Consider the following 26,247-nt stretch of genomic DNA (forward strand, 5'->3'; position numbering starts at 1 on the left):
AGGTGGAGCAGGTGGGGGTACGTGAGGGCTTCGAGGAGCTGTACGGGGCCGCGCCCGAGGGCGTCTGGGCGGCACCGGGCCGCGTCAACCTGATCGGCGAGTACACGGACTTCAACGAGGGGTTCGTGATGCCGCTCGCGCTGCCGCACACGGCGGTCGCGGCGGTCTCCCGCCGGTCCGACGGGGTGCTGCGGCTCAACTCGGCGGACATCGAAGGGCCCGTCGTCGAGCTGCGGGTCGACGAACTCGTGCCGCGCTCGGACACCGGCTGGGCCGCGTACCCGGCGGGTGTCGTGTGGGCGCTGCGCGAGGCCGGCCACGCGGTCGGCGGCGCGGACATCCACCTCGCCTCCACGGTCCCCACCGGCGCCGGCCTGTCCTCCTCCGCCGCCCTGGAGGTCGTCACGGCCGTCGCCCTCGACGAGCTGTACGGCCTCGGTCTCACCCGCCCCGAGCTGGCCCGCGTCGCGCAGCGCGCCGAGAACGACTTCGTCGGCGTGCCGTGCGGGATCATGGACCAGACCGCCTCCGCCTGCTGCACCGAGGGCAACGCCCTGCACCTCGACTGCCGGGACCTGTCGATCCGCCAGGTCCCCTTCGACCTCGCCTCCCAGGGGCTCGAACTCCTCGTCGTCGACACCCGCGTCAAGCACGCGCTGGGGGACGGGGCGTACGCCGAGCGGCGGGAGGGGTGCGAGGAGGGGGCTCGTCAGCTGGGCGTCTCCCACCTGCGGGACGTCGCCCACGAGGGGCTCGACGCGGCGCTCGCGCGGCTGTCCGACGAGCGGGTGCGCCGCTATGTCCGGCACGTCGTCTCCGACGACCACCGGGTGGAGCGGGTCATCGCCCTGCTGGACGCGGGTGACGTCCGCGCCATCGGGCCCGTCCTGACGGACGGTCACGCCTCGCTCCGGGACGACCTGCGGATCTCCTGTCCCGAGCTGGATCTCGCCGTCTCGGCGGCGAACGCGGCGGGGGCGCTCGGGGCGCGGATGACCGGTGGCGGGTTCGGGGGCTCCGCGATCGTGCTGCTGGAATCCACCGACGTGGACGCGGTCGGCAAGGCGATCGCCGAGGCGTTCCTGTCGGCGGGCTTCACCGCCCCCCGCATCTTCCCGGCCGTTCCCTCGGCGGGGGCCCGGCGGGTCGGCTGAACCCGGGCTCTTTTCGCCCCTTGGCCCCTACCCTCCCCCAAGGTCTCGGCTTCGCTCGACCAGGGGGGACCCCCGTCGTCCCCGGGGGCTCCGCCCCCGGACCGCCGCTCCTCAAACGCCGGAGGGGCCGAGACCCTTCCAGCGCTTCGTCAGGGTGTACTCCGTGATTCCCGGGGGGTAGTCGGGGATCACGGAGACCACCTCGTAGCCCTGTTTGCGGTAGAAGTCGGGGGCCTGGAAGTCCCAGGTCTCCAGGCGGGCCGCGTCGCAGCCGCGCTCCGTGGCCGCCCGTTCGGCGTCGGCGAGGAGCCGGCTGCCGAGACCGCTGCCGCGATGACGGCCGTCGACCCACAGGTAGGTGACGTGGAGCCAGGTCGTCCACGTGTGCCCCACCAGCCCGCCGGCCAGGTCACCCGCCTCGTCCAGGGCCCACAGCTGGAGCGGACGCTGACGCTCGCCCGGGGTCCCGCGCAGCGCGCGCAGCACCGGGGACGCCGCCGTGTTGGTCTCCAGCAGTCGCCGACGGAGCAGATCCCGACGGTCTTTGTCGTCTCCTGTCTCGATACGAAACATAGGGCTCACCATAAACGCGCTGGCCAACCAGTTCTGCAAATTGCCTTCCGCTCCACGCCCCCGCCCGTACCCTGATGAGCAGTACCGGTGGGGGCCGGTGCTGATCAGGGGGCGAGACAGTCGGGTACGACGCCCGAAGTGGGGGTAGCACTTCCAGCACGGCGGCGGCCGTGCGGCTGCGGCACCCCGCTTCCGGGTCGCAAGCTGGCTCGGGATCACTTCGGGCGCCGTACCCGTACCGACCGTCCCCCGACAGTGGGGGTTTCAGTGGTTCGCATCCGAGTACTGGTCGTCGACGACCACCGCATCTTCGCCGAGTCGCTCGCCGCAGCTCTCGCGGCCGAGCCCGATGTCGACGTGTCCGCGGCAGGCAGCGGGCCCGCCGCGCTGCGCTGCCTGGAACGCGCCGCGGCCGAGGGCCGCCGGTTCGACGTGCTGCTCGTCGACGCCGACCTGGGCGGCAATCTGCCCGGCATGCGCCCGGCGGTGCCCGTCCAGGAGAGCAACGAGGACGGCCTGGTGGACGGCATCTCGCTGGTCGCCGGCGTGCGCACCGGGCAGCCGGGCGTCCGCATCGTCGTCCTGGCGGAGAAGGACGATCCGCGCCGGGCCGCGCTCGCCCTGCAGGCCGGCGCCTCCGGCTGGGTCGCCAAGGACTGTTCGCTGTCGCGACTGCTCACCGTCATACGGGGTGTCCTGCGCGACGAGACGCATCTGCCGCCCGCCCTGCTCACCGGGGTGCTGCGGGAGCTGACCGCCGCGCGCAAGCACCGCACCGAGAGCGAGCGGCTCGTGGAGTCGCTGACGCCCCGTGAGCGCGAGGTGCTGCGCTGCATGGTGGCCGGACTGGGCCGCAAGGCCGTGGCGGAGCGGCTGTTCCTCTCCCCGCACACCGTCCGCACCCATATGCAGAACGTGCTGGGGAAACTCGGCGTGCACTCGACCCTCGCCGCCGTGGCCCTCGCCCGGCGCGCCGGGGTCGGACCCGTCGACCTAACCGGGGATGTTGTCGAACGGGGCGGTCAACTGGCGTAGCAGCCCGGCCAGTTCACCGCGCTGCGCCCGGCTCAGCTCCGCGAGGATCGCCCGCTCCTGTTCGAGCAGCCCGGCCAGCGCCTGGTCGGCGCGGTCGCGACCCTCCTCGGTGAGCCGGACGAGCACACCTCTGCGGTCGCTCGGGTCCGGGAGGCGCTCCACCAGGCCCTTCTTCGTCAGGCGGTCGATGCGGTTCGTCATCGTGCCCGACGTGACCAGCGTCTGGGTGAGGAGCTGTCCGGGGGAGAGCTGATACGGGGATCCCGCGCGCCGCAGCGCCGTCAGGACGTCGAACTCCCAGGGCTCCAGGCTGTGCTCGGAGAACGCCAGTCGGCGCGCGCGGTCCAGATGCCGGGCGAGCCTGCTCACCCGGCTCAGTACCTCCAGCGGTTCCACGTCGAGGTCCGGGCGCTCCCGGCGCCACGCAGCGACCAGCCGATCGACCTCGTCCTCCATGACGATCAGTGTAGTGGTTGTGTCGACATGAAGTCTCTTGATGTGGAGTCTCTTGACGTCAAGAGACTTTGTGGGTGAGGCTGGACACCGGAACGGCCGACCCCGGCATCCCGTCCGGCGGCCCCCACCGCTCCGCCGACCCGCGAGGAGACCCGCCCATGGCAGCCACCCCCACCTGGGACCCCCACCAGTACCTGCGCCACGCCGCGCACCGTGCCCGCCCCTTCGCCGACCTGCTCACCCAGGTCACGGACCTGCCCGGCGATCCCGCCCGCATCGCCGACCTCGGCTGCGGCCCCGGCAACGTCACCGTCCAGCTCGCCGAACGCTGGCCCACCGCCCACATCACCGGCTACGACAACTCCGCCGAGATGCTCACCGAGGCCGAGGAGTACGCCGGCCCCACCGCCGGCGGCGGCCGCCTCGACTTCGCCCACGCCGACCTCACCGACTGGGCGCCCACCGAGACGTACGACCTCATCGCCTCCAACGCCGCCCTCCAGTGGGTGCCAGGACACCTCCAGGCCCTCCCCGGCTGGCTCGACGCCCTCGCACCCGGCGGCACCCTCGCCGTCCAGATGCCCGACAACATCGACGCGCCCCTGCACGTCCTCATGCGCGACCTCGCCGGCTCCGCCCGCTGGAACACCCGCCTCGCGGGCGTCCTGCGCGCCACCGACTCCGTCCACGACCCGCTCGTCTACCTGGACCGCCTCGAAGCCCTCGGCTGCACCACGGACATCTGGCAGACCACGTACATGCAACTCCTGAACGGACCCGACGCCGTCCTCGACTGGGCCAAGGGCACCGGGCTGCGGCCCGTCCTCACCACCCTCGCCGACGACCCCGAGGCCCGCGACAGCTTCCTCACCGCCTACCGCGACCTGCTGCGCGACGCCTACCCCGAGCAGTCCTACGGCACCGTCCTGCCCTTCCGCCGGCTCTTCGTCGTCGCCCGGAAGAAGGGCTGATGCTCACCGCCGTCGACCACGTCCAGCTGGCCGCCCCACCCGGCTCCGAGGACCGGCTGCGCGCCTACTACGTCCACGCCCTCGGGATGACCGAGACACCCAAGCCGCCCGCCCTCGCGGCCCGCGGCGGCTGCTGGTTCACAGCCGGAGCCGTCCAGCTCCACCTCGGCGTCGAAGCCGGCTTCCGGCCCGCGAAGAAGGCACACCCCGGACTCCGCGTCACCGGCATCGACGCCTACGCCGCACGGATCGCCGCCACCGGCGCCCCCGTCACCTGGGACGACGAGCTGCCCGGCCACCGCCGCTTCTACTCCGAGGACCCCGTCGGCAACCGCCTCGAATTCCTCGAACCCCGCCCGAAAACCCTTCCGGGCGGGACCGCCACAGGGGAGCGGTCCCGCCCGGAAGAACACTTTTAGGCCCTGGGCCCTAAGCCTTGCGGTGCCCTATCAGCCGGGGCTTCGGCTCCAGACCGTCCAGACCGTGCCAGGCCAGGTTCACCAGATGCGCCGCCACCTCCGCCTTGCGGGGCTTACGGACGTCCAGCCACCACTGGCCCGTCAACGCCACCATGCCCACCAGGGCCTGCGCGTACAGGGGAGCCAGCTTCGAGTCGAAACCGCGGCTCTTGAACTCGCGGCCCAGGATGTCCTCCACCTGGGTGGCGATGTCCGAGATCAGCGACGCGAACGAACCCGTCGACTGCGGGATCGGGGAGTCACGGACCAGGATCCGGAACCCGTCCGTGTACTCCTCGATGTAGTCCAGCAGAGCGAAAGCCGCCTGCTCGCACAGCTCCCGCGGATGGCCCGCCGTCAGCGAACTCGTCACCATGTCCAGCAGCCGGCGCATCTCCCGGTCCACCACGACCGCGTACAGGCCCTCCTTGCCGCCGAAGTGCTCGTACACCACCGGCTTGGACACCCCGGCCTTCGCCGCGATCTCCTCCACCGACGTGCCCTCGAACCCCTTCGCCGCGAACAGGGTGCGGCCGATCTCCAGCAGCTGCTGACGACGCTCCGCGCCGGTCATGCGGGTACGGCGCGCGCGCCGCGGCTTCTCGTTGCTGCCTGAGGTGCTGCTGGAGTCGGTCGCCACGCCGTCAATCATGCCGCTTCAGCGGATTCCGTCTTGCGCCGGGAGCCGTTCCCGTCTTCGTTCCGGCGGGAATCGAGCCGCGACCGTGACGGCCACCGCACGTCGTACGCCCAGCCGAGCTGCTCGCACCAGCGGATGATCCGCGCCGAGGAGTCGATCTGACCGCGGTCCACACCGTGCCGCGCCGACGTCGGGTCCGCGTGATGCAGGTTGTGCCAGGACTCACCGCACGACAGCACGGCCAGCCACCACACGTTGCCCGAACGGTCACGCGACTTGAACGGCCGCTTGCCCACCGCGTGACAGATCGAGTTGATCGACCACGTCACATGGTGCAGCAGCGCCACCCGCACCAGAGACCCCCAGAAGAACCCGGTGAACGCGCCCCACCAGGACATCGTCACCAGACCGCCGATCAGCGCCGGCAGCGCCAGCGACAACAGCGTCCAGAAGAGGAACTGACGCGAGATCGCCCGGATCACCGGGTCCTTCACCAGATCCGGCGCGTACTTCTCCTGCGGCGTGCGCTCCTCGTCGAACATCCAGCCGATGTGCGCCCACCACAGGCCCTTCAGCAGCGCCGGGACCGTCTCCCCGTACTTCCACGGCGAATGCGGGTCACCCTCCGCGTCCGAGAACCTGTGGTGCTTGCGATGGTCGGCGACCCAGCGCACCACCGGCCCCTCGACCGCCATCGAACCCGCGATCGCGATCGCGATCCGCAGCGGCTGCTTCGCCTTGAAGGAGCCATGCGTGAAGTAGCGGTGGTAGCCGATCGTGACGCCGTGGCATCCCAGGTAGTAGAAGAAGACCAGCAGGCCGAGATCCAGCCAGCTCACCCCCCACCCCCAGGTCAGCGGCACCGCCGCGAGCAGCGCGACGAACGGAACCGCGATGAAGAGGAGCAGCGTGAGCTGTTCGAGCGACCCCTTCCTCTCGCCGCCCAGCGTGGCGGCGGGAAGCCGGTTGCCATCGTCGTCCGCCTGCGGGGCGTCGTCGATCACATCGGAACTCGTGGTCATGGGCGTCCCCTGTGGGGTTCGAAGGTCATGAAGGGCGGGGAAGAGAGTCCGGGTGCGGCCCCCATGGTTCACCCGTCGACGAACGGGAGACCCTACGGGTCCGTAACCTACGGCGACGTAAGTATGTCAGCGCGCAGCCCGGCGGCAAGAGCCCGACAGCCTGCGCGTCCGCATGGACACCTATCCTTGGAGTCGGTCGGACAGCGCGGTCCGCTCTGATTTCTTCCCGGATGCCTCCTCGCCAAGCGGCACCCGCCGCGCGGTCGAACACCCGGGTTCCCTCCCAGCCGAGCTTCAGACGAGATTCCCCACTCTTCAGACGAGCTTCAACACTGCAAGGAGCCGCACCTGTGAGCAGTGCCGACGACCAGACCACGACGACCAGCAGCGAGCTGCGCGCCGACATCCGCCGCCTGGGCGATCTGCTCGGTGAGACCCTCGTACGGCAGGAGGGCCCCGAGCTCCTGGAACTGGTCGAGAAGGTCCGCCGCCTGACCCGCGAGGACGGCGAGGCCGCCGCCGACCTGCTGCGCGGCACCGAACTGGAGACCGCCGCCAAGCTGGTCCGCGCCTTCTCGACCTACTTCCACCTCGCCAACGTCACCGAGCAGGTCCACCGAGGCCGCGAACTGCGCGCCCGGCGCGCCGCCGACGGCAGCCTCCTCGCCCGCACCGCGGACCGCCTCAAGGACGCCGACCCCGAGCACCTGCGCCAGACGGTCAAGAACCTCAACGTCCGCCCGGTCTTCACCGCCCACCCCACCGAAGCGGCCCGCCGCTCGGTCCTCAACAAGCTGCGCCGCATCGCGGCCCTGCTGGAGACCCCGGTCATCGAGGCCGACCGCCGCCGCTACGACACCCGCCTCGCCGAGAACATCGACCTCGTCTGGCAGACCGACGAGCTCCGGGTCGTCCGCCCCGAACCCGCCGACGAGGCCCGCAACGCCATCTACTACCTGGACGAACTGCACGTCGGCGCCGTCGGCGACGTCCTCGAGGACCTCACCGCCGAACTCGAACGCGTCGGCGTCGTCCTCCCCGACGAGACCAGGCCGCTCACCTTCGGCACCTGGATCGGCGGCGACCGCGACGGCAACCCGAACGTCACCCCCGACGTCACCTGGGACGTCCTGATCCTCCAGCACGAACACGGCATCAACGACGCCCTGGAACTCATCGACGAACTCCGCGGCTTCCTGTCGAACTCCATCCGCTACACAGGCGCCACCGAGGACCTCCTGGAATCCCTCCAGACCGACCTCGAACGCCTCCCGGAGATCAGCCCCCGCTACAAGCGCCTCAACGCCGAGGAGCCCTACCGGCTCAAGGCCACCTGCATCCGGCAGAAGCTGGAGAACACCAAGCTCCGCCTCGCCAAGGGCACCACCCACGAGGACGGCCGCGACTACCTCGGCACCGCCGAACTCCTCCGCGACCTCATCCTCATCCAGACCTCGCTGCGCGAACACCGCGGCGGCCTGATCGCCGACGGCCGGATGAACCGCACCATCCGCACCCTCGCCGCCTTCGGCCTCCAGCTCGCCACCATGGACGTACGCGAACACGCGGACGCCCACCACCACGCCCTCGGCCAGCTCTTCGACCGCCTCGGCGAGGAGTCCTGGCGCTACGTGGACATGCCGCGCGACTACCGCGCCAAGCTCCTCGCCAAGGAACTGCGCTCCCGCCGGCCGCTCGCCCCGACCCCCGCGCCGCTGGACGCCGCGGGCAACAAGACCCTCGGCGTCTTCGAGACCGTCAAGAGGGCCCTGAAGACCTTCGGGCCCGAGGTCATCGAGTCGTACATCATCTCCATGTGCCAGGGCGCCGACGACGTCTTCGCCGCCGCCGTCCTCGCCCGCGAGGCCGGACTGCTCGACCTGCACGCCGGCTGGGCGAAGATCGGCATCGTGCCGCTCCTGGAGACCACCGACGAGCTCAAGGCCGCGGACACCATCCTGGAGGACATGCTCTCCGACCCCTCGTACCGCCGCCTCGTGGCGCTGCGCGGGGACGTCCAGGAGGTCATGCTCGGCTACTCCGACTCCTCCAAGTTCGGCGGCATCACCACCTCCCAGTGGGAGATCCACCGCGCCCAGCGCCGGCTCCGCGACGTCGCCCACCGCTACGGCGTCCGCCTGCGCCTCTTCCACGGCCGCGGCGGCACCGTCGGCCGCGGCGGCGGCCCCTCGCACGACGCCATCCTCGCCCAGCCCTGGGGCACCCTGGAGGGCGAGATCAAGGTCACCGAGCAGGGCGAGGTCATCTCCGACAAGTACCTCATCCCCTCCCTCGCCCGCGAGAACCTCGAACTGACCGTCGCCGCCACCCTGCAGGCATCCGCCCTGCACACCGCGCCGCGCCAGTCCGACGAGGCCCTCGCCCGCTGGGACGCGGCGATGGACGTCGTCTCCGACGCCGCCCACTCCGCCTACCGCAAGCTCGTCGAGGACCCCGACCTGCCGACGTACTTCCTCGCCTCCACGCCGGTCGACCAGCTCGCCGACCTGCACCTGGGCTCACGGCCCTCCCGCCGGCCCGGCTCGGGCGTCTCGCTCGACGGACTGCGCGCCATCCCGTGGGTCTTCGGCTGGACCCAGTCCCGGCAGATCGTGCCCGGCTGGTTCGGCGTCGGCTCGGGCCTCAAGGCCCTGCGCGAAGCCGGCCTGGACACCATGCTCGACGAGATGCACGAGCAGTGGCACTTCTTCCGGAACTTCCTCTCCAACGTCGAGATGACCCTCGCGAAGACCGACCTGCGCATCGCCGGCCACTACGTCGACACCCTCGTACCCGACGACCTCAAGCACGTCTTCGAGGCCATCCGGGCCGAACACGAGCTCACCGTCCGCGAGGTGCTGCGCGTCACCGGCGGAGAGAAGCTGCTCGACACCAACCCGGTGCTCCAGCAGACCTTCTCCATCCGCGACGCCTACCTGGACCCGATCTCCTACCTCCAGGTCGCCCTCCTCAAGCGCCAGCGCGAGGAGGCCGCCGCCGGCCAGGAACCCGACCCGCTGCTCTCGAGGGCCCTGCTCCTGACGGTCAACGGCGTCGCCGCGGGCCTGCGCAACACCGGCTGAGCCCCCCTCCGCCGGGCGGCACAGCCCGGCGGAACACGAAGGCGCCCTCCCCGTCCGTCGTATCCGAACGGACGGGGAGGGCGCCTTCGTGTGAACCGGGAGGCAAGAGAGGGGGCGGCGGAGCGCCCCGGGGGCCTACAGCGCCAGGAACGCGGCCGTCAGCAGGGCAAGACCCGCACCCGCCATCACCCAGGCCGCCCGCGTCAGCCGCAGCCCGCCCGCGACCACCACCGACGCCAGCAACAGCGCACCGGCCAGCGGCGACCACGCGTACAGCAGACCGGCCGGACCGCTGCGGACCACCTCGTCACTGTCCGGCTTCACCGTCACCGTGTACGTCCGGCCCTTCCGCACCGCGGGCTCCTGGTCGATACTCACCCGGTCCCGCGCCCGGTAACCCGGCGACAGCGGCGTGAACCGCCCCCAGCACGCCCCGTCCGCACACGACACCACCGCCAGCGTGCCCCGCTCCCGCCCCTTGCCCAGCATCACGTGCTGAGCGGTGCCCCAGGAGGCCCAGACACCCGCGACCAGAATGAGCAGCGTGACCGCGCCCATCGTCGCGAGCCGCCCGAAACGCAGCGCCGCGTACGCGCTCTGACGGGAGGTGACAGCAGGCATGGCGGGGATCATTGGCCATGGCTGAGCGCTTGGTCAACTCCGGCGGGGACAAGTCCACCGTTGTACCCGCACATCGACCGCCGTACGAGCCTTCGGGCGCCCCCGGCCCGACCTCAGGAGTTGTACGTGCTCTGCGCCCGCTCCAGGCCCTCGATCACCAGAGCCTCCACCGCGTCAGCGGCCCGGTCCACGAAGTAGTCCAGCTCCTTGCGCTCCGCCGACGCGAAATCCTTCAGCACGAAATCCGCCACCTGCATCCGCCCCGGCGGACGCCCGATCCCGAACCGCACCCGGTGATAGTCCGCGCCCATCGCCTTCGTCATCGACTTCAGCCCGTTGTGACCGTTGTCCCCGCCACCCAGCTTCAGCCGCAGCACCCCGTAGTCGATGTCCAACTCGTCATGGACCGCCACGATGTTCCCCGTCGGCACCTTGTAGAAGTCCCGCAGCGCCGGCACCGGACCACCCGACAGGTTCATGTACGACATCGGCTTCGCCAGGATCACCCGCCGGTTCGCCGGACCCGGCGGCCCGATCCGCCCCTCGATCACCTGCGCCTGCGCCTTGCCCGCCCGCTTGAACTTCCCGCCGATCCGTCCCGCCAGCAGATCGGCCACCATGAAGCCCACGTTGTGCCGGTTCATCGCGTACTCCGGGCCCGGATTCCCCAGGCCCACGATCAGCCAGGGCGCGGTGGCGTCGGTCGTCACGTCCGTCTCTCCCATCTGTCCTTGATACGCGGCAGCCGCCGCCCCTGACAGGAGCGGCGGCGGCACAGCTGAAGATGCGGCGAGGATCAGGCCTCGGCGGGCGCGTCCGCCGAGGCGGACTCGTCCTCGGACGCCGGCTCCTCGGCCTGCGCGGAGAGGACCTGGAGGACGACCGCGTCCTCGTCGATCGCCAGCGTGGTGCCCTTGGGGAGCGTGATGTCCTTGGCGTGGATGGAGGCACCGGCCTCCAGGCCCTCGATGGAGACGGTGACCGACTCCGGGATGTGCGTGGCCTCGGCCTCGACGGTCAGCGTGTTCAGGACGTGCTCCAGCAGGAAGCTGCCCGGGGCCAGCTCGCCCTCGGTCTGCACGAAGACCTCGACGGTGACCTTCTCGCCGCGCTTCACGAGCAGCAGGTCGACGTGCTCGATGAAGCCCTTGATGGCGTCACGCTGGACGGCCTTCGGGATCGCCAGCTCGGTCTTGCCCTCGATGTCCAGCGTCAGCAGGACGTTCGGGGTACGCAGGGCGAGCAGCAGCTCGTGGCCCGGCAGCGTGATGTGGACCGGCTCCGTGCCGTGACCGTAGACAACCGCGGGAACCTTGCTCTCACGGCGGATGCGACGGGCGGCACCCTTGCCGAACTCGGTGCGGGTGCCGGCGGCGAGCTTGACCTCGGACATGTTCACTCCTCGTAGAACTGGGAAACCTGGCGAAAAAGGTCACCCGGCCAAACCATCGGCCTGCTACGAAGAGCGCGTCGATAACGGACCGCCGTACCCGCCTCAGACAGCGGAACGGCCTCCCTCGCCGAGCAACTGTGACAGCTTACGGGGCGGGGAGGCCGTACAAGAAATCGATCTAGAGGACCGGCGGAACCGAGGCCTACTGCTCCTCGAACAGGCTCGTCACCGAACCGTCCTCGAAGACCTCACGCACCGCGTTCGCGATCGTCGGCGCGATCGACAGCACCGTGATCTTGTCGAGCTCCAGCTCACCCGGCGTCGGCAGGGTGTCCGTGAACACGAACTCACTGACCTTCGAGTTCTTCAGACGGTCCGCCGCGGGACCCGACAGCACACCGTGCGTCGCCGTCACGATGACGTCCTCCGCGCCGTGCGCGAACAGCGCGTCCGCCGCGGCACAGATCGTGCCGCCCGTGTCGATCATGTCGTCGACCAGGATGCAGACCCGGCCCTCCACGTCACCGACCACCTCGTGCACGGTGACCTTGTTCGCGACGTCCTTGTCACGGCGCTTGTGCACGATCGCCAGCGGCGCGTCCAGACGGTCGCACCAACGGTCCGCCACCCGCACCCGGCCGGCGTCCGGCGAGACCACCGTCAGCTTCGACCGGTCCACCTTGGCGCCCACGTAGTCCGCCAGGATCGGCAGCGCGAAGAGGTGGTCCACCGGACCGTCGAAGAAGCCCTGGATCTGATCCGTGTGCAGATCCACCGTCAGAATGCGGTCCGCACCCGCCGTCTTCATCAGGTCCGCGATCAGACGCGCCGAGATCGGTTCACGCCCACGGTGCTTCTTGTCCTGGCGCGCGTAACCGTAGAACGGCACGATCACCGTGATGCTCCGCGCGGACGCCCGCTTCAGAGCGTCGATCATGATCAACTGCTCCATGATCCACTTGTTGATCGGAGCCGTGTGGCTCTGCATCAGGAAGCAGTCCGCACCGCGCGCCGACTCCTGGTAGCGGATGTAGATCTCGCCGTTCGCGAAGTCGAAGGCCTTCGTCGGGACAACCCCGACACCCAGCTTGTGGGCGACCTCCTCGGCAAGCTCGGGGTGGGCGCGGCCGGAGAAGAACATCATCTTCTTCTCGCCGGTCGTCTTGATCCCGGTCACAGCACTGTCTCCTCAGAGGTCTACTCAGTGGGCGTGAGAGGTCGTCTCAGCTGGGTTGCGAGAGGCCGTCTCAGCTGGGGTGTGCGCTTATCACGGTACGCCGTCCCAGACGCACCGCTTTCCGGTCAGCCTTCGCTTTCCGTCCCCCGGGCAGCCGTCTCCGCGGCCTTCGCCGCCGCGCTCCCGGGACGCTTACGGGCCACCCAACCCTCGATATTCCTTTGCTGGCCACGGGCCACGGCCAGCGAACCGGGCGGCACGTCCTTCGTGATGACCGACCCCGCCGCGGTGTACGCGCCGTCCCCGACCGTGACAGGAGCCACAAACATGTTGTCCGAACCCGTACGGCAGTGCGAGCCGATCGTCGTGTGGTGTTTGTCCTGTCCGTCATAGTTCACGAACACACTGGCGGCACCGATGTTCGAGTACTCGCCGATCGTCGCGTCCCCGACATACGACAGATGCGGAACCTTCGTCCCCTCACCGATCGTCGCGTTCTTCGTCTCCACGTACGTGCCGACCTTCGCCTTCAGGCCCAGCCGCGTCCCCGGACGCAGATACGCGAACGGCCCCACCGTCGCCTGCGGACCCACCTCGGCACCGTCCGCCACCGTGTTGTCCACCCGGGCACCCGCACCCACCCTGGTGTCCCTCAAGCGGCAGTTGGGACCCACCTCCGCACCCTCCGCCAGATGCGTCGCACCCTGCAACTGCGTCCCCGGGTGCACGATCGCGTCCTGCTCGAACGTGACCGTCACATCCACCCACGTCGTCGCCGGATCCACGACACTCACACCCGCCAGCATCGCCTCGGTCAGCAGCCGGTCGTTCAGGATGCGCCGCGCCTCCGCGAGCTGCACCCGGTTGTTGATGCCGGCGATCTCCCGGTGGTCGCCCGCCACGGCCGCGCCCACGCGGTGCCCGGCCTCGCGCAGGATCCCGAGGACGTCCGTCAGGTACTCCTCACCCTGGCTGTTGTCCGTCCGCACCTTGCCCAGCGCGTCCGCGAGGAGCTGCCCGTCGAAGGCGAAGACGCCGGAGTTGATCTCACGGATCGCCCGCTGCGAGTCACTCGCGTCCTTGTGCTCCACGATCGCGGTGACCGCGCCGCTCGCGCCGTCCCGCACGATGCGGCCGTAGCCGGTCGCGTCGGGGACCTCGGCGGTCAGCACCGTCACGGCGTTGCCGTCGGCGGCGTGCGTCTCGGCGAGCGCGCGCAGCGTCCCGCCGCTGAGCAGGGGGGTGTCGCCGCAGACCACGACGACCGTGCCGTCCACGCCGCCGCCCAGCTCCTCCAGGCCCATCCGCACGGCGTGCCCGGTGCCGTTCTGCTCGGCCTGCACCGCGGTCCGCACGGCGGGGTCGATCTCGGTGAGGTGGGCGACGACCTTCTCGCGGGCGTGACCCACGACGACGACCAGGTGCTCGGGGTCCAACTCGCCCGCCGCGGCGAGCACATGACCGACGAGGGAACGGCCACAGATGTCGTGCAGGACCTTGGGTGTGGCCGATTTCATACGGGTGCCCTCACCCGCTGCGAGAACGACGACGGCTGCCGGGCGATTGGCGCTCACGGGAATGCCCTTCGGCTTCGGATGCTTGGGGTGTGGACATCCGCAGGATACCGGGGCGTATCAGGAGGGATATGAGAGCGGGCCCTGACAGAGGTGTCAGGGCCCGATCAGGTCAAGCTCCCGGGGAAGGAATCGAACCCTCATTCAATGGACCAAAACCATTTGTCCTGCCATTAGACGACCCGGGATGGTTCGTCCGTTATATCCGATTCAATGGACCGGCTTCGCGTGCGGACAACACTATGCCGTACCACCAGCCTTCGATGCGACGGTACAGCTCGGCGCTGCCGAGGACCCGGATCACCAGACAACCTCGGTAGTCCTGGCCGAGGTTCTTCCGGTTGGTCTTCGGGTTGTGCCGCTTGAGATAGGTCTTGCCGAGCGCCGTGGCGTCGGTGCCCACGAGTTCCGCCCAGAACCGTTCGGCGCCTTCCACGTCGCCCGACTCGTGGATGTGGACGTGGAGTCGCAGGCGATCGGAGGTCACGCCCAGCAGGCGCAGCCAGGCGAGGTAGACCTCGATCATGTGGGGATCGCTGTTGATGAACGTGACCCGCTCCTGAGTGAGGTGCGGCTTGGTCTTGGAGCCCTCGGCCCAGTAGAGGCCGACGCCCAACAGGAAGAGTTCACGGTCGGAAAGGGCGCCGATCTCGGCCGTGGCGGCCTGCTTCGTCCGGCGGCGCTCCTCTTCGCGCAGCCGCATCGTGACCTCCCAGCCGCGCTTGGCGATGGCCGAGGCCTCTTCCCGGGTGCGTTTCCTCCGCTCCGGCGTCGGCAGATCGCGTACCCATAGGGAGATCGAGCTTTTCGAGCAGCCCAGTTCGAGCTGGATGCGGTCGTAGGTCCAGCCCTGGAGGCGTAGCTCGCGGGCCCTCGCGCGGAGGTCGTCCTTCGCCCTCGGGTGACGTGGGCGGTCGGGAGGGGGCTCGCCTTCCAGGAGGCGGTTGAGGATGTCGTTGTTGTGGACCTGGATGCGGTCCCGGATCCGGCGACGGCTGAGGCCGGCCTCGCGGAGCGACAGTGCCTGCTCCCGGAGTGCCTCGAAGTCGTCGTAGCCGCGTCGTGCATGTGCCATGGGCATATCGTCCGGGCGGAATCGGGTCTTCCGGGGTTGAAGGGTGAGTCAGTCAACAGTTCGAGGGATAACTGTTGATTTCGCTTCTGTTCGAGGGGGTGGGTGGTGTAGGCCAGTAGGTGAAACTCACCGGAAAAGGGGCGGGGCCCGCCCGTAGGCTGGAGTCATGACCACGACGGGGGAAGAGCACACCGCGGCCGGGACCGGCCCGTGGTGGTGGGTCAGGTGGCGCAGTGCCGTGCTGGACGCGGGGCTCGCGCTGGCGTCCGCGGCCGAGTGCGGGGGCGAGGGGGTCAGGTTCGCGCACGACGCGGGGCTGCCCGTCCCGATCGGTGTCGTCTTCGGGGTGATCGCCGGGTCCGTGCTGCTGGTGCGGCGGAAGTGGCCGATCGCGGTCGTGCTGGTGTCCATCGCGATCACGCCCGCCCAGATGGGGTTCCTGATGGGCCTCGTCGGGCTGTACACGCTCGCCGCGTCCGAGCTGCCCCGCCGTATCACCGCCGCGCTGGCGACGATGTCCTTCGCCGGCATGCTGATCGTGACGTTCGTGCGGACCCATCAGGGTGTGATGAGCGGCGACGTGACGATGGGGGACTGGTTCGTCCCCTTCGCGTCGATCACGACCGCGATCGGCATGACCGCGCCGCCCGTGCTTCTCGGCCTCTACATGGGGGCGCGGCGCCGGCTGATGGAGAGCCTGCGGGAGCGGGCGGACTCGCTGGAGCGTGAGCTGCAGTTGCTCGCCGAGCGGGCGGAGGAGCGGGCGGAGTGGGCCCGTAACGAGGAGCGCACGCGGATCGCGCGGGAGATGCACGACGTGGTCGCGCATCGTGTGTCCCTGATGGTCGTGCACGCGGCGGCGCTGCAGGCGATCGCGCGCAAGGATCCCGAGAAGGCGGTGAAGAACGCCGCCCTGGTGGGGGACATGGGGCGGCAGGCGCTGACGGAGTTGCGGGAGATGCTGGGTGTCCTCCGGTCGGGGAACGGGCCGGACGCGCGGGTGTCGGCTGTGTCCTCGTCCTCGTCCTCGTCCGGGGTCTCTGTGTCCTCGGTGTCGGCGGTCGCGTCGGTGCCGTTGGCGGCGGTGGGTGCGGCGGCGGCCGTGGCGGCCTCGCGGGCGGCGGACGGGTCGGGGTCCCGGGCCGGGGTGGGCGCGGGTCCGGGTGCGGGTGCCGGCGGGGTCGTGGAGGGGCCGTGTCTCTCGGAGCTCGACGAGTTGGTCGGGCAGTCGGCGGCGGCCGGGATGGTCGTGGCGCTGTCGGTCGAGGGCGACGTGCGGGCGTACGCGCGGGAGATCGAGCAGACCGCGTACCGGGTGGTGCAGGAGGCGTTGACGAACGTCCACAAGCACGCGGCGGGTGCGAAGACGTATGTGCGGCTGGCGCATCGGGTGTCCGAGATCGCGATGCAGGTGGAGAACGAGTGTCCGCCGGAGGTGGGGGCGGGGTCGTCGGTGCGGTTGCCCAGTGGGGGGAACGGGTTGTTGGGGATGAAGGAGCGGGTGGCGGCGCTGGGGGGCGTGTTCGTGTCGGGGCCCACGGACGCGGGGGGATTCCGGGTGTCGGCGGTCATCCCGGCGTAGCCCTCCGGGGTGGTCGCGGTTCGCGGTGCCGGTCCGGTGGGCGGGGCGGGGCCGTGCCGGTAGATCCGCCAGTTGCCCCGGCGTAGGCCTCCGGGTGGGTGCTTGCGCTTGCGGGTGCGGTTCGGTGGGGGGTCGGGGCCGTGCCGGTCCATCCGCCCGTCGCCGTTGGATCAGACGTGGGTCGAGCAAGTGGGAGCTGCTCGATCCGGGCGTGAGCGACGGGCATCTGATGTACCGGCACGGCCCCTTCCGCCGGACGACTGCGGGCCGTTGCATGGCGGGGGTGCAGGGCGCAGTCCGTCCGGCCGCAGCTTTCAGCCCCTCCGGCGGGAAAAGTTCAGCCCCTCCGGCGCTTGAGGAGCGGGGGCTGGGGCGGCGCCCCGGGGTGGGACGGGTAGGGGCGGAGGGGGCGAAAGAGCGTTGGGGGCTACGCCGTGAGGCGGGTGGGGGGTGTGCCGGTGAGGAGGGTGGTGAGGGCCGCGTCGATGTGCGCGCCCACGTACCAGTCGCCGGTGTGGTCGAGGGCGTAGACGCGGCCCTCGGCGTCGATGGCGAGGAGGGCGCGGGAGTCGGACTCCTCGCCGAGGGGGCAGACCTCGGTGTCGAGGGCGCGGCCGAGATCGGCGAGGGTGCGGGCGAGGTGGAGTCCGTGCAGCGGGTCGAGGTCGAGGGCGGCGGGGGCGACCTGTCGTCCGGGGCCCGTGGCGGTGACGTGCAGTCCTCCGAACTCCGCCCAGGCCTCGACCGCCGCCGGGAACACGGCGTGCCGGTGTCCGGCGGGCGACGCGTGACCTCGTAGGGCGTCCGCCCAGTACTCGGCCTGCTTTATGTCCCAGCGTCCGGGCTGCCATCCAGCGGAGCGCAGCGCGGAGTCCACGGGTTCGGGGAAGCGGGTCGACGTGGGTCCCCCGGGCCCGGGGGGAGCGGTGAGCTTGGAGGAGGAGCGTTCTGCTTGCATCTGCCGTTCGTTCGTCGGGGGATGGGACGGTGGCGTCGCGGGACGCCGGTTCTGGATACGTGTGCGGGGGTGGGGGATGTTCAGGCGTCCTGTGCCGACGGGTCGACGATGCGGACGCCGAAGTGGTCGCTGAGGGCGGTGCAGGAGCGGCAGGGTGCGGCGAAGCTGCCGTGCAGGGGGTCGCCGTCCTCGCGGATGCGGCGGGCGGTGAGTTTGGCCTGCTTGAGGGCTTTGCGGGCTTCGCCGTTGGTCATCGGCTTGCGGGCGGCGCGCTTGCTGCGCTCGGCGTCGGCGGAGGCGATGTGACGGGAGATGAGGATGGCCTCGGCGCAGCGGCCGGTGAAGCGGTCGCGCTGGGCGCCTGTGAGGGTGTCGAGGAAGTCCTGGACCAGCGGGTGAAGGGCGGGTGGCTGGTCGCCGCGGGCGGCGGTGCCGGTGAGGGTGGCGCCGCGGACGGAGAGGGCGGCGGCCACGGTGGGGAGTATGCCGTCGCGTCGGTGCAGGAGGACGGGGGTGTGCGGTGCCTCGTCGCTGCTCCAGCCGACCCGGGGGTCCCCGGACGTGCCCGTATGCGTCGCGCTCATGATCTTTTCCCTCCCGTGCATCCCCCGGTGCGGAGACAGACTGCCAAATGCCGTGGCGTGTGCGGAAGCTGGGGCGTCGCGACACGCCCGGTCTTCGGCTGTGGGTCACGGCGGGGTGACGGCTGGTCACGGAACCGGAGGCCCGGTGACCGGTGTCGTACAACCGCATAGGCTGTCGACATCCGGGCTCCATCCAGCTACTGAGAACGCCGCAGGGGGCAACAGCCATGACGACAGGTCGGCTCGGGCTGGGGGCACCTCCCAGCCGCCAGGCCGGGGGGCAAGCCGTGCCGCCGAACGCGGCCTATGCCGGGCAGGTCGTGCATTTTCCGGACCCTGTCCGGGCGGCCCGTCATCCCAGGGGTGTGCGGATCGACGAGCACGGTTATCCCGACTTCTCGCTCTACGCGCGTGCTGCCGCGGAGATCGCCGAGCCCCCGGAGGGGTTCGGTGTCGACGAGTTGCGGCTGACGGACTACGTCTCGGCGAACGCGGCTCTGGCCGCGGCCGGGCACGATCTGTGGGACACGATCCCGGCGGTGGCGACGCCGCACGGTTGGACGTGGCATCACGTGGCGGGGACCAGGCGGCTGGAGCTGGTGCCGGTCGAGGTCAAGGCGCTGCTGCGGCATCACGGTGGTGTGGCGACGACGGCTGTGGACCAGGACAAGCGGGGGACGCGGCCGTTGCAGGAGACGCGGCCCGCGCACTTCGGGCTGCCGAAGTCGTCGGTCGCGGTGACGGAGGAGCAGGTGCAGGGGGTCGAGGAGGATCTCGGTTACCGGCTGCCGGGTGCCTATCGGTCGTTCCTGAAGGCGGCGGGCGGGTGTGCGCCGGTGGGTGCCGCGCTCGACGCGGAGTTGGGGCTGCTGGTGGACCAGCCGTTCTTCACGGTGCGGGACGAGGCCGCGGTGAACGACCTGGTCTATGTCAACAAGTGTCTGCGCGACCATCTGACCAAGGACTACCTGGGTGTGGGGTTCGTGCAGGGTGGTCTGCTGGCGGTGAAGGTGAAGGGCGACCGGATCGGTTCGGTGTGGTTCTGCGCGTTCGACGACGCCCGTGACCAGGACGCGTGGCCGCCTGCCGAGCGGGTGCAGCGGTTGCTGCTGCCGTGCGGTGAGGACTTCGACGCGTTCCTGTCCCGGCTCGCGGGCAATCCGCCGGAGCTGGAGACGGTGGCGAATCTGATGGTGGACGGCGGGTTCGCGTACGCGGTGTCCGTCGCGTCGGACGCCGAGGGGCCGGCTGCGGCTTCGGTGTCCTCCGTGTCTTCGGTGGGGGAGTGAGCTTGCGATGGTGACGTTCGCGCAGGCGCAGGAGCGCGCCGAGGAGTGGATCAACGGGGACGTGCCCGGGTATCAGCACCGTGAGGTGCGGGTGCGGGAGTTCGAACTCGGTTTCGTGGTGTGGGCGGAGGACCGGGCCGAGGGGCCGCGTTCCGACGGGGGCGCGCAGCGCCTGGTGATCGCCCGGGACAGCGGGGAGGCCACGTTGTGGCCCGCGCTGCCGGTGGGTGAGGTCATCCGCCGGTACGAGGAGGAGTACGGGGGGCCGGACGGTGCTCCCGAACCGGCGCCGGAGCCCGCGGCGCGGGTGGATCTGAATCAGACGTCGTTCCTGTTGAGTCCTCCGGAGTGGTTGCAGGAGGCCGCTGACCGGATGGGTATTCCGGACCGGCGTGCCGGGGCGGGGTCGTCGGCGTCGGACGGGGCGGGTTCCCGGCCGGCTGCCGCCGCTGCCGCCTCTTCGGGCGACGGGTCGTTGAACGGTGCTTCGGGGGACGGGAGTTCGCTTCCGGGTGCATCGGGACATTCGGGGGCGCATGGTGTCCCCTCCGCGCCGGGGGCGCACGCTGTTTCCTCGCCGTCGGCGCCGGTTCCGCCGCCCGTTCCCTCGCCGGCCACTCCGGCGCCGGGTGTGCCGTCCGCTCCCGGTGGTGCCACTCCGTGGCCGGCCGCCGCGAGCGCCGACGACGCGGATCCGGGTCTGCGGGACACGACGCCGGGAGTGCCCGCCGACGCGACGCCGTGGGCCGGGACGGACACGAACGCGGACGCGGGGGACGACCGTTCCGTACCGCTGCCGGCGACCGTGTTCGCGCCGCCGCTGACCGGCTCCGACGATTCCGGGACCACGCCGCCCGCCTCGCTGCCGGAGGCCAAGACGGCCCTGATGTCCGGGGGCAGTCAGCTTCCGCGTACCGCCATGGCCCCGAAGGTCGAGCAGCCCGGTCCCGGTGCGCCCTCCGGTTCCTCGCAGGGACACGGCGAGCCCGTGGTCCCGCCGCCCGCTGCATCTTCGTACGGCTATCCGCAAGGTCCGGGCGTGGGTCCGGGCACGCCGCCGCCCGGTGCGTCCGTTCCCGGCGGTCCGCAGGGGACGCCGCCCGCGTACGGGTTCCCGCACGGGCCCGGCACGCCGCCGCCCGCCGCTCCGCAGGCTCCGGGTGCTCCCGGCACGCCGCCCGCGGCGCCGGCGCGGCCGCTGCCGCCGCACGCCGGTGACATCGCCGACGCCGCGACCAGCAAGGCCCAGCCGCCGCGCGGGGGGCGCCCCGCCGGGTCGGGGGCGCCGCATCCGCCGAGCGCTCCGGGTGTGCCGGGTGCACGGCCGGGCAGCGTTCCGCCGCCCGGGCCGGGTGCTCCCGGTGCCCCGGCGGGCGGGTACGTGCCGACGAGTCTCGTGCCGCAACTGGGCCCCGACGGACCCGAGGGCGCGCCGGGCGCACCCCAGCCTCCGGCTGCCACGCCTGCGGGTGACGGTGTGCACCACGCCGCGACCATGCTGGCGGGGCCCGCGGTGGGCGGCCCGCAGCCGCCGGGCACCCCGGGCGCACCCGGTGCGCCGGGCGCTCCCTGGCAGCAGCAGAACGGTCCCGGTGCGCCGAACACGCCGGGCGGTACGCCTCCTGGTGACGGTGTGCACCACGCCGCGACGATGCTCGCCGGACCGCCCGTCGGCGGCCCGGGCGCTCCGCAGCCGCCGGGTGCCCCCGGTGCGCCGCAGCCCCCTGGGGGCATGCCTCCGGGTGGGGCGCACCACGCGGCGACGGTGTTCGGGGGTCCCCCGGTCGGAGGGCGCGGGGCGCCGCTCCCGCCGCAGGCTCCCGGCACGCCGCCGGGCGTGCCCGGGCCGTTGCCCGGTCAGCAGCCGCCCGCGTACGGCTATCCGCAGGCGGCGCAGCCGACCGTCGGACCCGGCTACCAGGCCGTGTTGCGCTACCGCGCGCAGGACGGTTCGGAGCAGCAGCTGATCCGTCGGTCCGCGCCGGGCACCCCGCACCCGGAGTGGCAGATCCTGCACGAACTGCGGGCGATGAACGTGCCGCCGCAGCAGGTGCTGGAGCTGCACACGGAGCTGGAGTCCTGTGAACTGCCGGGTGCGTACTGCGCGCGGATGATCCGGGAGACCTGGCCGCAGGCACGGATCACGAGCATCGCGCCGTACGGCACCGACCACGCGAGCCGGCAGCAGGGGATGCATCAACTCCTGTCACACCAGGGCGAGTTGCATCAGGTGGCGGACGGACCCGCGCGTCCCGCGCCGGTCCGGGCGCCGATCCCGCCGGTGCACCCCGTGCCGCCGGTCCCGCCGGAGGCGATCGGGCAGGAGCTGGCGGCGGCGTTCGGGCCCGGGGTGTTCCGGTTCGACCAGGGCGCCGTGTCGCGGCAGGGGGTGCCCGACATCGTGGCGCACACCCTGGTCGTGGCCGGGCTGCCGCTCGACATGGGGCCGTTCTTCTGGGCGCAGGCCCAGCCGGGCCGGCCCGTGCCGACGCTCGCCGAACTGGCGCAGGAGCGCGGGGTGGCGGCCGGTCCCGACGCGGGCTCGTACCTGGTCATGGGCAGCGACTTCGGCAAGGCGATCTGTGTGCAGTACGGCACGGCGAACATCGTCGCGGTGCCGGTGGAGGCCGGTCCGGGCGGTGCTCCGGTGCCGCCGCAGTTCGTGAACACGGGACTGCCCGAGTTCGCGCGCTGTCTCGCGCTGCTCGGCCGGATGTGGCGGCTGCGGTTCGGGCTGAACCAGGAGCAGGCGGGCCGCTGGACCGTCGACTTCCAGGCCCAGCTCGCCGCGCTCGACCCGGCGGCGCTCGGTTCGCCCGAGAGCTGGTGGTCGGTCCTGCTGGAGCAGATGTGGGACGGACTCCTCTAGCCGTGGTGCGGCGGTAGCGGAACAGCGGAGCGGCGGCGGGACCGCTGCGGAGAACGGACGAGGCGCCTGCCCGGTGACGGGGCGGGCGCCTCGTCGCGTGTGCGGGCGTTCCGGCCGGCGGTGCCGGTGCTGGCCTCGGGGGGGGCGCGGCGTGACGGGACGCGCCGGTGCGGGGGTCCGTACGAAGGGTCGGGTGCTCTCTTTCCGCGCCCGGCGCGCCGCCCTGCCGTGGGCTCCTGACCTCAAATGACGCGTGAACGACCCCTTCGCGTCCGAACCTGCGGGCGGAGTGTCGCGTTATGAACACTTCCGTGTGATCCATCAAGATGTGCGCCAAATCGTCATTTTGTGTGGGTCGGCGGAGAGGGGTCAAAGGATGAGCAGCACATCGGTGTCGCCGCACGGCTTCATGGCCGTACGAGGACGCGGTTACCGTCCCGAACAGGTCGACGCGTACGCCGCGGCGCTTTCCGCGGACCGCGACGCCGCCTGGGAGCGGGCCGCCCGGCTGACCGTGCTGGAGAGGGAGATGGAGGCCGAGGCGGAGCGGATGCGGGAGACCGTGGCCGGGCTCGTCCCGCAGACGTACGACGAACTCGGCGAGCGGGCCCGGCGGATCTTCCGGCTCGGCGAGGAGGAGGCCGAGGCGCTGCGCGAAGCGGCACGGCAGGGCGCCCGGTCGGCGGTGGAGGAGACCGAGGCGGCGGAGCGGGCGGTACGGGAGGCGGCACAGGCGTACGCCGACGAGGTGTGCGGCGAGGCCGAGGAGCGCGCCCGCCAACGGCTGCTCGCCGCACGGGCCGAGGCCGACGACGTACGGATCTCCGCGCGCCGCGAGGTCAAGGAGAACCGGGGCGAGGCGCTGGCCGCGCTGCGCGAGGTGCGCCGGCGGACCGAGGGGCTCCTCGTCGAGCAGGAGAAGGAGCAGGCGCTGCGCTGGGCGGAGGCCGAGCGGGCCGCCGTCGAACGGGAGGCCGCGTTCGAGGCGCACCACGAGGACCGGGTGGCCCGTGCCGAGGCCGCGCTCGCCGAGGCCGGCGGGGCCCTGGCCGAGGCGGAGGAGTCGGACCGGCGCCGGCAGGACGAGGCGGAGGTGCGGGCGGCCGAGGTGCTCGCCGAGGCGCGGGTCCGGGAGGACCGGATCGCCCGGGAGACCGAGCGCGTGCTGCGTGAGCACGGGGAGCGCTGGGACGACGTGCGCGCCCACATGGACCACGTGCGCAGCAGCCTCATGTCCCTGACGGGGCGCGCCCCCGCCGAGTAGCCCCGCTCCGCGGCGGCGCCGTCATCTCCCCCTCCGCACCGCCCCCGCCAGGATCCAGCCCTCCACCGCCTCGTACTGCCGGCGCTGTTCCTCCGCCTTGCGGCGGCCCGAGACCACCGTGCCGAGCCAGCCGTAGGCGAAGCCCAGCGGGATCGAGACGATGCCCGTGGTGGTGAACGGGAACCAGTTGAAGTCGGCGTTCGGGAAGGCCGCGGTGGGGGAGCCGGACACGAGGTTGGTGCCGGGCATGAGGAGGAGGACCGTGAGCGTGCCGCCGATGAGGGTGGCGAGCAGGCCGGTCTGGGTGTAGCGGCGCCAGAAGAGGCTGTAGACGAGCGCGGGCGCGATCGCGGAGGCGCCGAGGCAGAACGACAGCGTGATCAGCGGTTGCAGGCTGCGGTGCTGGGCGAGGGTGGCGAGCAGGATGGCCGGCCCGCCCACCGCCAGCGCGGAGAGGCGGGCGAGGAGCATCTCGCGGCGCGGGGAGAGTTCGTCGCCGCGGCGGCGGCCCCGGAAGAGGCGGCTGTGCGCGAACACGTCGTGGGCCAGGGAGTTGGCGCAGGCCAGGATCATCCCGGCGACGGAGGCGAGCAGGGTCAGGAAGATCGCCGTCGTGACGGTGGTGAAGAGCAGGGTCTCCGCGGTGGAGACGGACGCGCCGAAGACGGCCCGGGACCCCAGCAAATAGGCCGTGTTGCCCTGCGGGTCGCCCGCGACGATCGCGTCACGGCCGACCAGGGCGGTGGCCCCGAACCCGATCACACTGATGACCAGGACGAACAGGGCCACGCACGGCACCGCCCAGGACAGCGAGCGGCGCACCTGCCGGGCGCTGCCGGCCGTGTACATGCGCATGGTGACGTGCGGGAGGCAGGCGCCGCCGAGGACGACCGTCAGCTCCGAAGTGATCATGTCCAGGCGGGGGTTGGAGCCGCCCGCGAACTGGAGACCGGAGTGGAGGTAGGCCGCGCCGACGCCGCTGTTCCCGGCGGCGCTGTCGAGGAGCGCGCCGGGGTTCCAGTCGAAGCGGTTCAGGACGAGGGCGGCGACCACGGCGCCCGAGCCGAGCAGCATCACGATCTTCAGGATCTGGATGAGGGCGGTGCCCTTCATGCCGCCGATCGCCGCGTAGCTGATCATCAGCGCGCCGAGGCCGATGACGCAGCCGGTCTTCAGGGAGCCGCTGGAGAAGCCGAGGATGAAGGCCAGCAGGTCACCGGCGCCCGCGAGCTGGACGAGCATCAGGGGCAGCAGCGCGACGATGGTCACCGCGCAGGCCGTGTTGCGGACGGCGCGGCCGGGGGTGCGGCGGGCGAGGGCGTCGCCCATGGTGAACCGGCCCGCGTTGCGCAGGGGTTCGGCCAGCAGGAACATCAGCAGCATCAGGGACAGGGCGGTGCTCAGGGCGAGGACGACTCCGTCGTAGCCGGCCAGGGCGATGACGCCGCCGGTGCCGAGCACGGTCGCCGCGGAGATGTAGTCCCCCGCGATCGCGAGGCCGTTGCGCATCGGGGAGAGCGATCCGTACCCGGTGTAGAACTCGTCGAGGTCGTCGCGGTCCGGGCCGGTCATCACACACAGCAGGAGCGTGATCGTGGCCACGGCGGTGAACGCCACCAGCGACATCGTCTGCGCGGAACTGCTGAACCCCGTCATCATGCCGCCTCCCGCCGTGCGTCCAGTTCGGCCTGTTTGCGGATCCGGTCGGCGATCGGGTCGACGCTCCGGCGCGCGGTGTGCTCGTACAGCCCGATCGCCAGGCAGGTCACGGGGACCTGGAGCAGGCCGAGGAGGAGTCCGGTCGACAGCCCGCCGGACACCGTGCTCGTCATCAGCGACGGGGCGAACGCCGACAGGACGAGGAAGAGGGTGAAGTAGCCGAGCGCGGTGAGGGTCGCGACGCGGCGCTGCCGGCGGTAGGCGCCGCGCAGCACTCTGATGTCGCTGTGCTGTCCGAGCGCGCGATGGCGCGGCCTGCGCCGCGGGGCCGGCTCGGGCGGCTTCGGCCGGGGCTGCCAGGGATAGGTCAGGTGCGGCTGGTCGGGTTGGTACGGCTGCTGCGGGGGCCGTGCCCGAGGCGGCTGGTACGGGGGATACACGGGGTAGGAGGGGTCTCCCTGCGGCGGCGGGGGAGGCGGGGTCTGCGGATTCCGGTCGTACGGCCGGTTCTGCCGGTACGGCTGATGCGGGTGCTGTTGACGTGGCCTTGGGTGCTCGGGGGACGAGAATGCGTCGGGCATCCCGGTTCTCCTTGCGTGGCTCGGGTCCGGTGCGGGGACCGCAGGGAGCTGGGGGGTGAGCAGCGCACGCTACTCGTAGGTAGCTCGCGTGCGTAGCGGTTTCGCCGAACTGGTCGGTCGGTATGCGCTTGCTTCGGTGAGCTGGGGTGTTACCCGCGTTCACCTGTGGAGTTCCGCCGGAGTTCCGGAGGGGTTTCGCCGGATGTCACGTGTGGGATCGGAGTGCACC

General features: G+C 71.5%; 23 protein-coding genes and 1 tRNA gene. 9 read left to right on the forward strand and 15 right to left on the reverse strand.

Features of this window, described 5'->3' with window-relative positions; all coding sequences use genetic code 11:
* Nucleotides 1–11: 11 nt before the first annotated feature.
* Nucleotides 12–1,154, forward strand: coding sequence for a galactokinase (gene galK, locus AB0C62_RS17540; protein ID WP_362974008.1), 1,143 nt, complete (start codon nucleotides 12–14; stop codon nucleotides 1,152–1,154).
* A gap of 111 nt (nucleotides 1,155–1,265) precedes the next feature.
* Here galK and AB0C62_RS17545 read toward each other — a convergent pair whose 3' ends face one another.
* Nucleotides 1,266–1,739: an N-acetyltransferase gene (locus AB0C62_RS17545; protein WP_362974010.1), complete on the reverse strand. Its 474-nt coding sequence runs from the start codon at nucleotides 1,737–1,739 to the stop codon at nucleotides 1,266–1,268.
* 255 nt (nucleotides 1,740–1,994) lie between these two features.
* Here AB0C62_RS17545 and AB0C62_RS17550 point away from each other — a divergent pair, with 255 nt between their 5' ends.
* On the forward strand, nucleotides 1,995–2,762 hold the full coding sequence (locus tag AB0C62_RS17550; protein ID WP_362974012.1) for a response regulator transcription factor: 768 nt from the start codon (nucleotides 1,995–1,997) through the stop codon (nucleotides 2,760–2,762).
* Here the strand turns inward: AB0C62_RS17550 and tamR are convergent.
* Complete coding sequence (gene tamR / locus AB0C62_RS17555) at nucleotides 2,721–3,218, reverse strand: MarR family transcriptional regulator TamR (protein ID WP_362974014.1); 498 nt, start codon at nucleotides 3,216–3,218, stop codon at nucleotides 2,721–2,723. The two genes, AB0C62_RS17550 and tamR, sit on opposite strands and share 42 nt — an antisense overlap.
* 158 nt (nucleotides 3,219–3,376) lie before the next feature.
* On the opposite strand from tamR, the gene AB0C62_RS17560 reads away from it, so the two are divergent.
* On the forward strand, nucleotides 3,377–4,189 hold the full coding sequence (locus AB0C62_RS17560) for a trans-aconitate 2-methyltransferase (protein WP_362974016.1): 813 nt from the start codon (nucleotides 3,377–3,379) through the stop codon (nucleotides 4,187–4,189).
* Complete coding sequence (locus AB0C62_RS17565) at nucleotides 4,189–4,608, forward strand: VOC family protein (protein WP_362974018.1); 420 nt, start codon at nucleotides 4,189–4,191, stop codon at nucleotides 4,606–4,608. The genes AB0C62_RS17560 and AB0C62_RS17565 overlap by 1 nt, the downstream gene beginning before the upstream one ends.
* 10 nt (nucleotides 4,609–4,618) lie before the next feature.
* On the opposite strand, the gene AB0C62_RS17570 is transcribed toward AB0C62_RS17565, so the two are convergent.
* A complete protein-coding gene (locus tag AB0C62_RS17570) occupies nucleotides 4,619–5,299 on the reverse strand; it encodes a TetR/AcrR family transcriptional regulator (RefSeq protein ID WP_164373993.1) in 681 nt (226 codons plus the stop codon).
* Complete coding sequence (locus AB0C62_RS17575; protein ID WP_362974020.1) at nucleotides 5,296–6,309, reverse strand: fatty acid desaturase; 1,014 nt, start codon at nucleotides 6,307–6,309, stop codon at nucleotides 5,296–5,298. Before AB0C62_RS17575 ends, AB0C62_RS17570 begins: the two co-directional genes overlap by 4 nt.
* Before the next feature lie 350 nt (nucleotides 6,310–6,659).
* Here AB0C62_RS17575 and ppc point away from each other — a divergent pair, with 350 nt between their 5' ends.
* Nucleotides 6,660–9,392: a phosphoenolpyruvate carboxylase gene (gene ppc, locus AB0C62_RS17580; RefSeq protein WP_362974022.1), complete on the forward strand. Its 2,733-nt coding sequence runs from the start codon at nucleotides 6,660–6,662 to the stop codon at nucleotides 9,390–9,392.
* A 135-nt stretch (nucleotides 9,393–9,527) separates the two neighbouring features.
* On the opposite strand, the gene AB0C62_RS17585 is transcribed toward ppc, so the two are convergent.
* The 7 genes from AB0C62_RS17585 to AB0C62_RS17615 form a co-directional block, all read right to left on the reverse strand.
* The gene (locus AB0C62_RS17585; RefSeq protein WP_362974024.1) at nucleotides 9,528–10,013 is read right to left on the reverse strand and encodes a hypothetical protein; all 486 of its coding nucleotides are present in this window, start codon (nucleotides 10,011–10,013) and stop codon (nucleotides 9,528–9,530) included.
* Between the two features lie 113 nt (nucleotides 10,014–10,126).
* Nucleotides 10,127–10,738, reverse strand: coding sequence for an aminoacyl-tRNA hydrolase (pth, locus tag AB0C62_RS17590; protein WP_362974026.1), 612 nt, complete (start codon nucleotides 10,736–10,738; stop codon nucleotides 10,127–10,129).
* 71 nt (nucleotides 10,739–10,809) lie between these two features.
* Complete coding sequence (locus AB0C62_RS17595; protein ID WP_362974028.1) at nucleotides 10,810–11,406, reverse strand: 50S ribosomal protein L25/general stress protein Ctc; 597 nt, start codon at nucleotides 11,404–11,406, stop codon at nucleotides 10,810–10,812.
* A 202-nt stretch (nucleotides 11,407–11,608) separates the two neighbouring features.
* Complete coding sequence (locus AB0C62_RS17600) at nucleotides 11,609–12,583, reverse strand: ribose-phosphate diphosphokinase (RefSeq protein ID WP_362974030.1); 975 nt, start codon at nucleotides 12,581–12,583, stop codon at nucleotides 11,609–11,611.
* Nucleotides 12,584–12,708: 125 nt separating this feature from the next.
* Nucleotides 12,709–14,157, reverse strand: coding sequence for a bifunctional UDP-N-acetylglucosamine diphosphorylase/glucosamine-1-phosphate N-acetyltransferase GlmU (gene glmU, locus AB0C62_RS17605; RefSeq protein WP_362974032.1), 1,449 nt, complete (start codon nucleotides 14,155–14,157; stop codon nucleotides 12,709–12,711).
* A 117-nt stretch (nucleotides 14,158–14,274) separates the two neighbouring features.
* A tRNA-Gln gene (locus AB0C62_RS17610) sits at nucleotides 14,275–14,345 on the reverse strand.
* A gap of 11 nt (nucleotides 14,346–14,356) precedes the next feature.
* Nucleotides 14,357–15,232 (reverse strand): hypothetical protein, encoded by an 876-nt coding sequence (locus AB0C62_RS17615; protein WP_362974034.1) that lies wholly within the window; start codon nucleotides 15,230–15,232, stop codon nucleotides 14,357–14,359.
* A 166-nt stretch (nucleotides 15,233–15,398) separates the two neighbouring features.
* Between AB0C62_RS17615 and AB0C62_RS17620 the strand changes: the two genes are divergently transcribed.
* A complete protein-coding gene (locus AB0C62_RS17620) occupies nucleotides 15,399–16,814 on the forward strand; it encodes a histidine kinase (RefSeq protein WP_362974036.1) in 1,416 nt (471 codons plus the stop codon).
* A 427-nt stretch (nucleotides 16,815–17,241) separates the two neighbouring features.
* On the opposite strand, the gene AB0C62_RS17625 is transcribed toward AB0C62_RS17620, so the two are convergent.
* Nucleotides 17,242–17,772 carry an SUKH-3 domain-containing protein gene (locus AB0C62_RS17625; RefSeq protein WP_362974038.1) on the reverse strand — a complete coding sequence of 177 codons (531 nt, stop codon included), beginning with the start codon at nucleotides 17,770–17,772 and terminating at the stop codon, nucleotides 17,242–17,244.
* Between the two features lie 80 nt (nucleotides 17,773–17,852).
* Complete coding sequence (locus tag AB0C62_RS17630) at nucleotides 17,853–18,356, reverse strand: YwqJ-related putative deaminase (protein WP_362974040.1); 504 nt, start codon at nucleotides 18,354–18,356, stop codon at nucleotides 17,853–17,855.
* A gap of 227 nt (nucleotides 18,357–18,583) precedes the next feature.
* Between AB0C62_RS17630 and AB0C62_RS17635 the strand changes: the two genes are divergently transcribed.
* The 3 genes from AB0C62_RS17635 to AB0C62_RS17645 all read left to right on the forward strand — a co-directional run bounded on the left by AB0C62_RS17635 (nucleotide 18,584) and on the right by AB0C62_RS17645 (nucleotide 23,778).
* Entirely contained in the window at nucleotides 18,584–19,645 is a 1,062-nt protein-coding gene (locus AB0C62_RS17635) for an SMI1/KNR4 family protein (RefSeq protein WP_362974042.1), read from the forward strand.
* 7 nt (nucleotides 19,646–19,652) lie between these two features.
* Nucleotides 19,653–22,514 (forward strand): SUKH-4 family immunity protein, encoded by a 2,862-nt coding sequence (locus AB0C62_RS17640; RefSeq protein ID WP_362974044.1) that lies wholly within the window; start codon nucleotides 19,653–19,655, stop codon nucleotides 22,512–22,514.
* Between the two features lie 376 nt (nucleotides 22,515–22,890).
* Nucleotides 22,891–23,778, forward strand: coding sequence for a cellulose-binding protein (locus AB0C62_RS17645; RefSeq protein WP_362974046.1), 888 nt, complete (start codon nucleotides 22,891–22,893; stop codon nucleotides 23,776–23,778).
* A gap of 21 nt (nucleotides 23,779–23,799) precedes the next feature.
* Here the strand turns inward: AB0C62_RS17645 and AB0C62_RS17650 are convergent, their stop codons facing one another.
* On the reverse strand, nucleotides 23,800–25,437 hold the full coding sequence (locus AB0C62_RS17650) for a cation acetate symporter (RefSeq protein WP_362974048.1): 1,638 nt from the start codon (nucleotides 25,435–25,437) through the stop codon (nucleotides 23,800–23,802).
* Nucleotides 25,434–25,808 carry a DUF485 domain-containing protein gene (locus AB0C62_RS17655; protein WP_362974143.1) on the reverse strand — a complete coding sequence of 125 codons (375 nt, stop codon included), beginning with the start codon at nucleotides 25,806–25,808 and terminating at the stop codon, nucleotides 25,434–25,436. The genes AB0C62_RS17650 and AB0C62_RS17655 overlap by 4 nt, the downstream gene beginning before the upstream one ends.
* Nucleotides 25,809–26,247: the final 439 nt, after the last annotated feature.

The organism is Streptomyces sp. NPDC048643, from assembly GCF_040650615.1.
GTDB lineage: Bacteria > Actinomycetota > Actinomycetes > Streptomycetales > Streptomycetaceae > Streptomyces.

Coding starts and splice junctions, on each gene's coding strand:
- AB0C62_RS17545 (WP_362974010.1), bottom strand. CDS start 1,739: ATGGTGAGCCCTATGTTTCGTATCGAGACAGGAGACGACAAAGACCGT.
- tamR (WP_362974014.1), bottom strand. CDS start 3,218: ATGGAGGACGAGGTCGATCGGCTGGTCGCTGCGTGGCGCCGGGAGCGC.
- AB0C62_RS17560 (WP_362974016.1), top strand. CDS start 3,377: ATGGCAGCCACCCCCACCTGGGACCCCCACCAGTACCTGCGCCACGCC.
- AB0C62_RS17565 (WP_362974018.1), top strand. CDS start 4,189: ATGCTCACCGCCGTCGACCACGTCCAGCTGGCCGCCCCACCCGGCTCC.
- AB0C62_RS17570 (WP_164373993.1), bottom strand. CDS start 5,299: ATGATTGACGGCGTGGCGACCGACTCCAGCAGCACCTCAGGCAGCAAC.
- AB0C62_RS17575 (WP_362974020.1), bottom strand. CDS start 6,309: ATGACCACGAGTTCCGATGTGATCGACGACGCCCCGCAGGCGGACGAC.
- AB0C62_RS17585 (WP_362974024.1), bottom strand. CDS start 10,013: ATGCCTGCTGTCACCTCCCGTCAGAGCGCGTACGCGGCGCTGCGTTTC.
- pth (WP_362974026.1), bottom strand. CDS start 10,738: ATGGGAGAGACGGACGTGACGACCGACGCCACCGCGCCCTGGCTGATC.
- AB0C62_RS17595 (WP_362974028.1), bottom strand. CDS start 11,406: ATGTCCGAGGTCAAGCTCGCCGCCGGCACCCGCACCGAGTTCGGCAAG.
- AB0C62_RS17615 (WP_362974034.1), bottom strand. CDS start 15,232: ATGGCACATGCACGACGCGGCTACGACGACTTCGAGGCACTCCGGGAG.
- AB0C62_RS17620 (WP_362974036.1), top strand. CDS start 15,399: ATGACCACGACGGGGGAAGAGCACACCGCGGCCGGGACCGGCCCGTGG.
- AB0C62_RS17625 (WP_362974038.1), bottom strand. CDS start 17,772: ATGCAAGCAGAACGCTCCTCCTCCAAGCTCACCGCTCCCCCCGGGCCC.
- AB0C62_RS17630 (WP_362974040.1), bottom strand. CDS start 18,356: ATGAGCGCGACGCATACGGGCACGTCCGGGGACCCCCGGGTCGGCTGG.
- AB0C62_RS17635 (WP_362974042.1), top strand. CDS start 18,584: ATGACGACAGGTCGGCTCGGGCTGGGGGCACCTCCCAGCCGCCAGGCC.
- AB0C62_RS17640 (WP_362974044.1), top strand. CDS start 19,653: ATGGTGACGTTCGCGCAGGCGCAGGAGCGCGCCGAGGAGTGGATCAAC.
- AB0C62_RS17645 (WP_362974046.1), top strand. CDS start 22,891: ATGAGCAGCACATCGGTGTCGCCGCACGGCTTCATGGCCGTACGAGGA.
- AB0C62_RS17650 (WP_362974048.1), bottom strand. CDS start 25,437: ATGATGACGGGGTTCAGCAGTTCCGCGCAGACGATGTCGCTGGTGGCG.